Raw genomic sequence first — 13,443 nt, 5'->3', positions numbered from 1 at the left:
AAGGATCGTGACAGGGAAAACGGAGTTAACAGTTTGGTAATATTGGAGGGTAATTGCTTAACAGTTTGGTAATATTGCATAGGATGCTTTCAGTGATTTCATCGCGCGGAACATATGTGTTTTTACAGAGTTTACGGATATATTCAGCAATCCTGCAATCTCTTCATAACTGAATCCCTCATAGCGGTTCAGTTGAAATACCAGTCTCATTTGAGGGGGGAGCTGGCTGATAAGATATTGAATACGATGAGTGACATCTTTGTACATCAGCAGATGGTCCGGTTGCTGGTAACCCGCAGCAACAGTATCATTCTCTTCAGGAATATGAAAGATAATTTTACGTTTACGGAAATAATCAAACACCCTGTTTTTAACAGCAGTATATAAATAAGCGCTTAATGTATTATTGATAGTGATATGTTTGCGGTTATGCCACAAGGTGCAGAACATCTCTGCAACAATATCTTCTGCTTCATCAGTGGGATAGGGTATTAAGACCTTCGCAAAGTTCAGCAGCCCTTCATAATATCTTTTGAAGATAGTATCAAAGGCATCTTCACTGCCGGAGATGAATAATTGCAGGTATTTGTCTTCATCAAAATGATCCTGGGCCATTACAGCACGAAACTAAATAATAGGCCCCGCTTTGAATGTTAGCTTTTCATTAAGGATGTTACTACGAATAATACACCGAGAGGCCCGGCATATTGTGCAAGAAATTGTCTGATATAGCGGAGTGTTTCTACCTGTACATTCTTTACCCTGCTTTTGGAAAGACGCAGTTGCTGTGCAATCGCTTCATGGGTCATTCCTTCCTGGCGGCTTAATCTGAAAATAGTCTGTTGCTGTTCAGTGAGTTGTGAAAAAGCCTTATTGATCAGTTGCTGGCTTTCCCGGGCATCCAGTTGTTGCTCAATACCATCTGCGGGTGCGCTGATATTTGCCCATACACGGTCCAGCAGTTTTTGTTGCTGGGCTATTTTGCGCAGGTGGTCCAGTGTTTTATTCCTGGCTATCATAAAGACATAGTTACCGATATTGTCTATCGGGGGGAGTTGTTCCCGGCTGGTCCAGAGCTTTAAAAAGGTATCCTGTAAGATATCCTCGGCATCTACGGCAGAATGGGTAAGGTGATATACAAATGCAGATACCGTCCTGCTATGCCGGTCATATAGCTCCCGGAAGGCTGTTTCATCCCCTTCCCTAAGCTTTTGTAACAATTCGGTATCGGTAGTTGACTGCATGAGTTTTCTCCTCAGGTCTCCCCTTTAGCTGCTTTTTGGTGAGTGTTCTGCTAAAAATACAAAAAAAAGGTTTCATGAAACCCTGATAGTGCTTAATATACTTAAAATACTTATAACCAATTAATTAAAGTAAACATTCCGTAAAAATTCTTTTAGGAATAAATGTATAACTGACACTAAAGTAGTATTAGAGATATGGAAACAGAAAGATACATTTATAATATAGTCATTGTCATGTACCATAAAAAAGACAGACTCTAATATAATAAGTTCTACATGTGTTCGTAAGTATTGTTCCTTTTATTTGTTGAAGGCATATTATATTCCTGCACATTGATTGCATCACAAACATCCCCACGTAAATAACTGTTGAAATAATATATATGAAGCTATTTTTTAGTGTAGTCATCTGCTGTTTTTCGGTATTGAATGTTTTTAATGCAGGGGCACAGGATAAAGTCTTTGATTTACCAATCGTAATCCCCCCATCCCCAAATGCAGCATCCCTGGGCAAATTTGGAGATATATCGATTGGCGGATATACAGGCATCCCGGATATCTCAATTCCCATATATACGGTTAAGTTAGGCTCATTCTCTTTACCTATCTCTTTGCGATATCATTCACAGGGATTAAAAGTGGAAGAAATCTCAAACTGGATAGGTCTGAACTGGTCACTCAGTACCGGAGGTGTCATCACAAGATCTGTTCATGGCAATCCTGATGAAGGGGGGACCAGATCGGGCTACTGGAACGCTGCAAACTGGACCATGGATAGCGTTATGACAGACTTTCCCAAGTTGATCAACTTTTGCGACGGGGTGTATGACATGGAGGTCGATATGTTTTATTACAATTTCGGCAATAAAAGTGGAAAGTTTATACTGGACCCCAAAGGGACACATGATGCACATCTTATCCCTTTTGATAATCTTAAGATCACTCATAGCTCAAAGCTGGAACAATTTGAAGTAACAGATGATCAGGGAATCAAATATTTATTTGATGCAAAAGAAACAACTGTATCTGATAATGTGGCTCCGGCTATCAGAACGTTCACGTCTTCATGGTATTTATCAAAGATAACTACTCCTGAAGGTGATATCACATTTACGTATGCTTCTGAAACCAATACCTCCATTCAGCTTTCAGAAGCGCAGCATTTGCCATCAACATACTACGATCCTGTTCACTGTGCGGACTTATATAATTCAAGTTCGCTTACCTCTTATATTGATGTCGATTCAAAAGTATTAACAGAGATCAATACACCATATGAGAAAATCGTATTCAATCTTACGGGTAACAGAACAGATATGCCATCTGCCAATATGCTGGAAAGTATTGAGGTAAAAGATCTGAACAATATAACAAGAAATAAATGGAAATTAATCCATAGTTATTTTGGTAACACCGCCTCTTCTGCTCCGGAAGATGTAAGATTAAAATTGGATGAACTTAGACAGGTATCTATATTAAATGATAACGATTATGTCCGTCATCTGTTTGAATACTATGATCCAACCCTTGTACCTTCTCTAAAGTCAAAGTCCCAGGATTACTGGGGATTTTTTAACGGAGTATTAAACTCTTCTCTGCTTGAATATGTAGATCCGACAATTTACGGAGACTATGCAGCTAACAGGGCCAATTCTTTTTATGGAAACAGGCAACCGGTATTTGAAAAGTCGAGAGTAGGTACAATAAAGAAAATAACATATCCTACAAAAGGTACTTCGGAATTCATATATGAGTCTAATGATTATGGGAATGTTGGAGGGACATCTGTAAATGAATTAAAGCATATTCAGAACACTTTCATGGTGCAGGCGGTACCATCAGCTCCCAGCATGACAAGGGCATTTACAATTCAGAGCCCTCAGTCAATTACCGTTGTTATCCAGGGTAGTTATGGAAGTCCACCGCCAGTAGATAATGGACCATCTATATTGCTGAGAAAAGTAAATAGTGACGGTACTTATACGACCGTTATTCAGCAATATATGATTAGTGTTACTTCTACTCAATATCCTGCGCTGGCTGTGGGGAACTATGAAATCATAGCAAGTGTGGATGGAACAGGTCAGACAGCTACCGCCAATGTAACTTATTTTTCACTGGGAGATTCGGTTAAAACGAAGATTACTGGTGGTGTACGCATAAAGCAGATCATTGATACTGACCCGGAAACCGGGTCCCAGTACTTTAAGAATTTTAAATACACGGCCGAACTGGACTCTACGCGCTCATCAGGTTCTTTAGGTGCACTGGTCTCTTTAATCTATTCTATACCTACTGGTAAGCAGGATTGTAACTGTGGTGCCGGACTGGATAGAAGTTCCAGTTCTAATAATTATCTTGGTTTAACACAGGGTAGTCATATCGGATATACAAAGGTGATAGAAACCGATAGTAATAAAGTAAGCTATCTGGGGCAAAAGGTATCTTATTTTACTTCGTCACAATGGGGAACTCCGGATAATCAATATTATTCTGATGAGTATTATTTTAACGAGGTATCTTCTACCAATAACACTGTTATTGCGATATTAAATGGCAAATCCGGCAGGTATCTGACTGCATATGACTTTTACAGGGGAATGCCATTGAAGGAAGTATTTTATACCGCCTCCAATGTTAAAATTAAAGAAAAAGATATCTCCTATAACTATCCTGCACTATTAGATGTCAGTTCCGGCAATTATTTTGAAATCAATTGTAAAGTCGGTTACAAACATCCTGTTTGCACAGTGGGAAATACTGATGGATCTAATACCACCGTATTTGAATACAGGCTTGCCAATTATAAAGTAATTTGCCCATGGGTATATAAAACAAACACTGTGGATAGTGTATTTGATAGTGAAGGCCTTAATCCCATTACGACTACTACCAACTTTTATTATGACAATCCGGCACATGGCTTACTTACAAGAACAACTAACTTAAACAGTAAGGGAGAACTGATCACAGTCGTTAATAAGTACCCAAATGATAAAAGCCAGATTACGGACCTTTCTTCCTCTGCTGGTATTGCATTGGATACAATGGTTGCTATTCATAAAATCGGACCTGTAATACAGGTTGATCAATACAAAAATCAAACTTTACTCAGCACTACCCGTACAGATTATAAAGTTTGGGATACCCAACAGAAAATCGTTAAGCCAGAATCTGTGAATTATCAGACCACAGGTGGTAATATGGAGCGGAGATTATCTTTTTACCGGTATGATGCGGCATCGAATATTCTTGAAATGTCGAAAACCAATGATATGCATACTACTTACGTGTGGAGTTCAAAAACAGCTTCTCCAACAGCCGAAGTAAAGAATGCTAATCTTGCAGATGTTGCATACACTTCATTTGAAATTGATGGAGATGGTAACTGGACTATCGCATCCTCTGTAAGAGATGCAACCCGGGGAATCACCGGCAGCAGCTCATATGCATTAACAAATGGGGCAATCAGCAAGTCCTCGTTAAATACGACTAAAAGTTATATCGTTTCCTACTGGAGTAAATCCGGTACGGCTACGGTAAATGGTTCAACAGCTACATCTACACTCAGTAAAATGGGCTGGAATTATTATGAACATAAAATCCCTGCAGGAACGTCTGCTATAAATATCAGTGGAAGTGTAACTATAGATGAACTACGACTGTATCCCTCTGATGCACTGATGACCACTTATACTTATAGTCCGCTTATTGGTGTAGCTGGCCAGTGTGACGCCGTCAATCATATCGTTTATTATGAATATGACGGGATAGGAAGACTGAAGACTGTCCGGGATCTGGATAATAACATCATCAAGACATTTGAGTACCATTACAAAAATTAATCTGGCCCCTTATTCTATGATTATGCAAACAATTATTCATTTTATATATACATTAAATAAGGCTTGCATCACTACTATGCGAAAGGGAAAGGTTGTCTTACCTGTTGCTATCATGTGTATGTTTTGTCAAACAGTTTTTTCAGCTACTGCCATCCGTTTATTTACCACAGGGAGCATCAGTCCGCAAACTCAGAGTGTTTTTTCTGGTACTTCTGCAGCCACGATCTCCTTGGTTGGGCCAGATGTTACCGGTTACCGGTATCAATGGCAGATCTCTACTAATGGTTCCACTTTTTACAATATATCCGGTGCCACCAGCATTTCTTACTCACCCGGAGCTATTTCGCAGACGCAGTATTACCAGGTATATATGACCAGCACTACTACTGGTCAAAGCGTTTATAGTCCTATCGCCACAGTAAATATAAGTGCGCATCTGGCTGCCGGAACAGTGACTCCTGCATCATTAACGATTAATTACAATATCAGTCCCGGGCAACTCACCAGTACTACTCCAACAGGGGGTATTGGCAGTTATGTGTATCAATGGCAGCAAAGCGCTGATAATTCTACCTTTACGGATATCTCGGGCGCGACGGCCCTGACTTACACACCAGGGAGTTTAACAGCTAATACCTATTATAAACTGAAGATAACCTGTGGTACAGAGGTGGTATACACAAATAGTGTATTAATAACTGTTTATCCGCAATTAGTTGCCGGTAGTATCAGTCCAACAGCTATTACAATTAACTATAGTAGCACTCCTGGTCAGCTAACGGGTACTGCAGCCACAGGTGGTAACAGTACTTATGCATATCAATGGCAAAGCTCTTCAGATAACAGCACGTGGACTAACGTCAGTGGGGCTACTTCACAGAACTATACACCAGGGAGTTTAACGGCTACGACTTATTACAGGCGAGCTGTTACCAGCAATGGGGTTACATCTTATACAGCAAGTAGTAAAGTGACAGTATATCCTCAACTGGTTATGAGTGTAAGCCCTTCTACTATCACTATTAATTACAACGCAAACCTGGGTCAGTTTGTAACTACCACCAGCGGTGGCGATGGAACCTATACTTACAACTGGAAAAGCTCAACAGACGGGAGCACCTGGACAACTATCAGTGGGGCCACATCATCGACATATTCACCAGGCAATTTGACCATCAGTACTTCTTATCGTGTTACTGCTATAAGTAACAATGCGTCGACTAGCATTTTTGCGGTAGTAACCGTATATCCACAAGTGATCGCCACTATCAGCCCTGTAAGCTCCAGTATTAATTACAATAGCAGTCCTGGTCAGTTGACCAGCACAGTGAGTGGTGGTAACAGTAGCTATACCTACCAGTGGCAAAGTTCAGTGGATAATAGCACCTGGGTAAACATTAGTGGCGCTACTTCTCAGAATTATACGCCGGGTAGTTTAACCGCGACTACTTATTACCGGGTCGTTACCACCAGCAATGGAGCATCTGTTAATAGTAATACAACTACTATAACAGTGTATCCGCAATTGACCTCCAGCATAACTCCAACAAGTACCACTATTAATTATAATACCAGTCCCGGTCTTTTAACAAACACAAGGAGTGGTGGTAATAGTACCTATACTTATCAATGGCAGAGTTCTGCGGATAATAGCACCTGGACAGCCATCAGTGGTGCTACTTCCCAGAATTATACACCAGGTAGTTTAACCGCCCCTGCTTATTACAGGGTGATTACCACTAGTAATGGTGTATTTGTTACCAGCAATACAGTTACTGTAACAGTGTATCCACAATTGACCACCAGCGTAAGTCCAACAAGTACCAGTATTAATTACAATACAAGTCCGGGGCTTTTAACAAATACCAGGAGTGGCGGTAGTGGAACTTATACCTATCAATGGCAAAGTTCAATTGATAACAGTACCTGGACAGCCGTGAGTGGGGCCACCGCACAAAATTATACACCAGGTAGTTTAACAGCTACTACTTATTACCGGGTGGTTACAACCAGTAATGGTGTATCTGTTACCAGTAATACAACTACCATAACAGTATATCCTCAATTGGCCACCAGTGTAAGTCCAACCAGCGCTAGTATTAATTACAATACGGGCCCCGGACTTTTGGCAAATACCAGGAGTGGTGGTAATGGGACCTATACTTACCAATGGCAAAGCTCAGTTGATAACAGTACCTGGGTGAATATTAGCGGGGCTACTGCCCAGAATTATACACCGGGTAGTTTAACCGCGATTACTTATTACAGGGTGGTTACCACCAGCAATGGTGTATCCGTCACCAGTAATATAAGTACCATAAGCATTTATCCGCAACTGGTTGCCGGTAGCATTAGTCCTGTATCCCTTAATATTAATTATAATACCAGTCCAGGCCAGTTAACTGGTACAACCGCAACAGGTGGTAATGGCACTTATACTTACCAATGGCAAAGTTCAGCGGATAGTAGTACCTGGACGAATATCAGCAGCGCCACAGCTCAGCAGTATACACCAGGAAATTTAACCAGTAAAATTTATTACAAAAGGGTAGCTACCAGTAATGGTGTAAGCCTGAACAGCAATGTAATAACGATCTTTGTTTATACGCAGTTAGTAGCTGGAACTGTAAGCCCAACTGTTCAAACGCGTAATAATTACGGAGCAATATCTGATAGTTTAACAGCATCTCCGGCTACCGGTGGTAACGGCATTTATACTTATCAATGGCAAAGCTCTACAGATAACAATAGCTGGACTAATATCAGTGCAGCTACCTTACTTAGTTACCTCCCTGCAACCGTTACCTACAATAGCTATTACCGATTGTCAGTAACCAGTAATGGCGTCATTGCGTATAGTAATACAAGTATAATATACGCGCCGTTAAATGGAGGTGAAATCAGCGCCAGTGCAGCGATTGTAAGTAGTGGGAGTGCTGCTACATTGAATAGCGTAAGTGCGGCAACTAATGGTAACTGTACTGTGTATAGTTATCAATGGCAAAGCTCTCCGGATGATTATGACTGGACAAATATCCCAAGTACCAGTATTACCAATCTTACTACAACTACTTACTTCAGAAGACAGGCATCCTGTAACGGGAATATAGCATATTCCAACATCATAAGAGTGAAAGTACAGGCTACTGTCACTTCCCAGTTACCCGATCTTACTACAGCACCGGCAGCGGGTACGCAACAGGTAATAACCATGCCTGCATACAGTAGTAGCCTCGATACCACAAATATGAACTATATCAGGTTAAGGATTTATGCAAAGCCAGGTATTACAGATACAGCTCTTGCTCGTACTGAAGCAAATGTATATGGTGTACAACAGGTGACTGATTATTTCGATGGATTGGGAAGACCACTGCAAACAGTTGCGAAACATGCATCTCCCGATATGTCTGATATGATCGGCACTAATTTTTATGACTCATACAGCAGACAAACACAGGTATACCAGCAATACTCAGATGCTAAAGCCACCGGTAACTTCAGAATAGATCCTGCTACAAAACAACCGGCGTTTTATAACGCTTTCTTTAGCAACCAGGAGAGTTATTATTACTCGAATAATACTTTCGAAAATTCTATGCTGAATCGTGTACAGAAAACAACAGCTCCTGGAAAAAGCTGGACAGGCCACAATGTTGGTATAAAACAAAAAGACCGGGGAAATACGCTGCAGGACTCTGTCGTGATCTGGAATATCGATACATCCATGAGTAGCCTGCCACAGAAAGCTGGTTACTATTCACCAGGTACTTTATACGTTCATGAAACAACCGATGAACACGACAATAAAATCATCGAATACAAAAATTTTGATGAAATACTGGTATTGAAAAAAGTGCAGCTTACAGATGCGGGATATCCTGCTTATGACAACTGGACATCTACTTATTATGTATATGATGATCTGAACAACCAGCGATATATATTATCTCCAAAGGCGGTACAATATCTTAGCCATAACAGCTGGATAATGACACAAGGTATATCAGATGAACTCTGCTTTAAATACAGTTATGACAAACGGAAAAGGCTGATACAAAAGACAGTACCAGGAACTGGTGTAGTAAATATGGTATATGATGGAAGAGAACGACTGGTAATGACACAGGATTCATCCCTTCGCAAAAATGGCCAGTGGCTGGTAATGACGTATGATAGCCTTGACAGAGCGGTGAAAGTGATCTTATGGAATAATACCGGTACCATAGCATATCATCAGGGGATTGCCTATAATAGCAATGCCTATCCCGTGCTTAGTGGTACTTACAGTGTTCAGACAGAAGTATTCTATGATGATTACAGCTGGCAGAGTAATTATACTGATATAGGTACTACACATACTTTTAGCAGTACTTTTAATAATGCAACAGATCTGCCCATCATACAGGATAATAATTATGCATTGACCGCGTCTGCCGTGAGTCCGCAAACAAGAGGGCTCGTAACAGGAATGCGAACAAAAGTACTTGATCCGGACAACGCAAACCTCTACCAGTATGCTGTCAACTGGTACGATGATCATAACAGAATTTTACAGATGCAGTCTAAGAATATAACTGGTGAATGGGATACATTAACCATCCGTTATGATTTCGGGGGCAAAATATTAAGTACCTGCGAAACACATTCTATAGCAGCTATTGCCGGAACTGTTAAATATAGTAAACTTGTTACTGCTCATAATTATGATGCAAATGGCATCGAACTACTGGTTAAAAAATATCTCAATGGCTCTTCCTCAGGCACAACCATTGTTTCCAAAACATATGATCAGTTAGGACAGTTAAAGAGTAAAGTGCTTGGCAATTCCCTGGAAACCCAGAACTATACTTATAATATCCGCGGATGGATGAAGAGTATTAATAAAGATTTTGTAACAACTTCTGCTAGTAGCAGCAATTGGTTTGGACAGGAAATGAGTTATGATTACGGCTTTAGTAAAAGCCTGTACAATGGGAATATGGCTGGTATAAAGTGGAAGAGCCTGTCAGATGGAATAGCCCGTTCATACGGATATTCCTACGATCCGGTGAACAGGATTACGTCTGCTGTATTTAATCAGCAAAATAGTGGAAGTACTGCCTGGACGCAGGATAAAGTTGACTTTTCAGTAGATGGACTTACCTATGATGTAAATGGAAACATCAGTACCATGACTCAAAAAGGTATGATAGGTATTACTCCAACAGTGATTGATAAATTAACTTACAGCTATCTTACCAACAGCAATAAACTATCTGCTGTAGCTGATACCGCTAATAATGCGGCCGCCAAACTGGGAGATTTTATCAATGGTGTCAACAGTGGTAATGATTATAGCTATAATGGAAACGGAAGCCTCATATCAGATCAGAATAAAAAAAGCACTGTTTCCTATAATTATCTCAATCTTCCCGATACAATTAAAATAAACGGTAAAGGAAATATTCATTACATATATGATGCTGCCGGTATTAAGTTAAAGAAAATAACAACAGACAGTACTGTTACTCCTGTTAAAATAACCACTACAACTTACACTGGCGCTTATGTTTACCAGAATGATACTTTACAATACATAAGCTTTGAAGAAGGCCGTTTAAGAGCAAAACGTATTGATACCAGCGCTGCCTGGACGTCTGCGAATACCCGGTATTATTATGATTATTTTGTGAAAGATCATTTAGGTGATATTCGTATGATATTAACAACACAAACGGATACTGCAGTGTATGCAGCCACTATGGAAAATGCGGCCACAGCAAAAGAAAATGCATTATTCAGTAATATTGATAATACACGAACGGCTTTACCTGCAGGTTATCCCGTGGATAATACCACAAACCCCAATGAGTATGTAGCTGGGTTGAATGCTTCAAATGGACAGAAAATAGGCCCTTCACTGGTATTACGTGTTATGGCTGGTGATACGATTCAGTTAGGTGTAAAAGCATTCTATAAAAGTACGGGGGCCAGTACATCCACTACTACCAGCAGTAATATGCTAATTGCTTTATTACAGACATTTAGTGGTACAGGAGTAAGTGAAGGTGTTCATGCTGCCACCGGCACAGCTTCTCCTATCGCTACGAATTTTAGTAGCAGTGATTATGATGCCTTAAAACAAAAAGATCCAACACAAAATCTTTCAGATAAACCCAAAGCATACCTGAACTATGCATTGTTTGATAACAGCTTTAGTATGGTAAATGAGAATAGTGGTGTTAAACAGGTGCAGGGTAATCCGGATGAATTACAAACACTTGCGACAGATAAAATGGTAGTAAAGAGGACCGGTTTTTTGTATATTTATACAAGTAATGAGAGTTCGGAGAATGTATACTTTGATAATCTTGTGGTAGTACATAATAATGGGCCATTACTGGATGAAACACATTATTATCCATTTGGGCTCACTATGGCAGGCATAAGTTCTTCAGCGCTTAAAGGTTCAGATTATGCAACTAACAGGTTGAAGTATAATGGTAAAGAGTTACAGAGCGGAGAGTTTAAAGATGGAAGTGGATTGGAACTATATGATTATGGTGCAAGGTTTTATGATGCACAAATTGGTGCATGGCATACGATAGATCCACATAGTGAAAGATATAACGCTTATTCCCCTTATGTATATGTTGGGAATAATCCACTCTTATTTACTGATCCGGATGGCAGAGATTGGTTTTATTATTCTAAAGATGGGAAAAGCCCTCCTACCTGGAACTGGCATGATGGCAGCGAATATAATACCGGCGTAAAAGATGAAAATGGTGAAGATATAGTTTTACATGGTACCGAAGCTGTGGTCGTTTTTGAAGGCTCAAAATCAGAGCATTTAGGAACACTAAATAAGTCGCCGGGGTTTATCAATGGAGAAGAAGGACTTATTGCTAATGTTACCGTATATGGACCAGATGGAGAAGATGATATACATCATTACAATGGATACACAATGAGTTCAAACCCAAAAAAATATGGTGTTGTAAGAGATGGTATCTATGATGGAAATTTTGATGTGGCTGGAAAATCAGGAGCTTTAAAGTCTCACTGGACTATTAATAAAAGGGGCCATGTACCTGATGATGATGGATGTGATCCATTAACAGGAGAAGGTTATCTGGAAGGTGTTTTTATTCACTCAAGCAATCAGAGTGGATTCGCAGGCGAATATTGGAGCAAGAAGTCAAAAAAGATGGAAGGTATTTCTGAAGGTTGTTTATTAATACATCCTAACGACTGGTCCTCCTTTAATAAGACAATGCAAGGCGTTCAAAATTTTAAAGTGCAGGTATATAGAGATACCTTCGCTATTCCACAATACCTGCAACCGCCAAACAGCGGAGGGTATTATTATCTGGGAGATATACTTATGATAAATATAAATTAAGAATATGAAATTTACTTTTTTGTTATGCCTGTTTGTTCTGAGCTTAAAATTACAAGCTCAGAACATTTATATAAGATCAAACTCAGAACAAAATAAATCTGCTACAGATTTCATCATAAAGAATCTGCAGACTAATCAGAGTAAAATAGTTAATTGCTCTTATGCCATTCTGAAGGGAACAATGATAGACTTCCTGACAAAATGGGGAGTAGGAGATGATCATACGATTTATTGGACAAACAATGAGAACATTTATAAATTCAATCCTGCAAATGGAAAAAACACAGTGGTTACTACCGGCCTGTATTATATACTTGAATTTGTAGTACGGGATAGCACTATATTTGTTGCTTATAATAATGAGAAGAACGTTGTTAATGAAGCTGATAAACGATATTCTAACAATGGAATAAAACTGATCAAAATCAATATTCACAATGGATCTAAAGAAAATATCCATCTTCCTTTCAAAGTAAATATCACGAATTTAAATTTATCTGATAATTGTAATCAGATTAGCTTTGTTGATACAAAAAATATCGATAATGAAAAGCTAACGAGTTTTTTTTTAAGAGTCTATAATTTAAAAAACAAGACGATAAAAACTATTGATAGTGCTAAGTTAATAAATTATGGATTTTTAGGAGATGCAGATAAATTTAACGTCAGTCAGTGGACTGATACAAACATATTAGTGTATTATAAGCATACAACTCTCAATGACAATGGTGGTATCTTCGAATACGATCTCAAAACGAATGAACGAAAATTGCTTTTAAAAAAGATACCCGAACGCGATTTCGACTGGTTTATTTATTATAAAGAAGCTTTCTTTTTCTCTCATCGTGGCGTATTGTATTCTACAAAAGATGGAATAGAAAAGAAAACAATTTATTCAACCACAGATAAGATACATAGTTTCATAAATGAGGCAGTATTGAAATAATTACAAAGGCCTGGCTTCCAA

At 39.3% G+C, this 13,443-nt stretch carries 5 protein-coding genes; 3 read left to right on the top strand and 2 right to left on the bottom strand.

The window, feature by feature from the left end:
* Positions 1 to 57 precede the first annotated feature (57 nt).
* Together GO495_RS02675 and GO495_RS02670 are read right to left on the bottom strand one after the other, a co-directional pair.
* Positions 58 to 615: an RNA polymerase sigma factor gene (locus GO495_RS02675; RefSeq protein WP_157298155.1), complete on the bottom strand. Its 558-nt coding sequence runs from the start codon at positions 613 to 615 to the stop codon at positions 58 to 60.
* A gap of 38 nt (positions 616 to 653) precedes the next feature.
* Positions 654 to 1,244 (bottom strand): RNA polymerase sigma factor, encoded by a 591-nt coding sequence (locus GO495_RS02670; protein WP_157298154.1) that lies wholly within the window; start codon positions 1,242 to 1,244, stop codon positions 654 to 656.
* A 383-nt stretch (positions 1,245 to 1,627) separates the two neighbouring features.
* Between GO495_RS02670 and GO495_RS02665 the strand changes: the two genes are divergently transcribed.
* From GO495_RS02665 to GO495_RS02655, 3 genes are read left to right on the top strand one after another with little or no spacing between them, the layout of a single operon-like run.
* On the top strand, positions 1,628 to 5,089 hold the full coding sequence (locus GO495_RS02665; protein ID WP_157298153.1) for an RHS repeat domain-containing protein: 3,462 nt from the start codon (positions 1,628 to 1,630) through the stop codon (positions 5,087 to 5,089).
* A 22-nt stretch (positions 5,090 to 5,111) separates the two neighbouring features.
* Positions 5,112 to 12,476, top strand: a complete 7,365-nt coding sequence (locus GO495_RS32020) for a DUF6443 domain-containing protein (RefSeq protein WP_157298152.1) — start codon at positions 5,112 to 5,114, stop codon at positions 12,474 to 12,476.
* 4 nt (positions 12,477 to 12,480) lie between these two features.
* Positions 12,481 to 13,422 (top strand): hypothetical protein, encoded by a 942-nt coding sequence (locus GO495_RS02655; RefSeq protein WP_157298151.1) that lies wholly within the window; start codon positions 12,481 to 12,483, stop codon positions 13,420 to 13,422.
* Positions 13,423 to 13,443: the final 21 nt, after the last annotated feature.

Source organism: Chitinophaga oryziterrae, from assembly GCF_009758125.1.
In the GTDB taxonomy this organism is placed as follows: Bacteria; Bacteroidota; Bacteroidia; order Chitinophagales; family Chitinophagaceae; genus Chitinophaga; species Chitinophaga oryziterrae.
This window is presented reverse-complemented; position numbering and strand designations above follow the sequence as displayed.

Coding starts and splice junctions, on each gene's coding strand:
- GO495_RS02675 (WP_157298155.1), bottom strand. CDS start 615: ATGGCCCAGGATCATTTTGATGAAGACAAATACCTGCAATTATTCATC.
- GO495_RS32020 (WP_157298152.1), top strand. CDS start 5,112: ATGCAAACAATTATTCATTTTATATATACATTAAATAAGGCTTGCATC.
- GO495_RS02665 (WP_157298153.1), top strand. CDS start 1,628: ATGAAGCTATTTTTTAGTGTAGTCATCTGCTGTTTTTCGGTATTGAAT.
- GO495_RS02670 (WP_157298154.1), bottom strand. CDS start 1,244: ATGCAGTCAACTACCGATACCGAATTGTTACAAAAGCTTAGGGAAGGG.
- GO495_RS02655 (WP_157298151.1), top strand. CDS start 12,481: ATGAAATTTACTTTTTTGTTATGCCTGTTTGTTCTGAGCTTAAAATTA.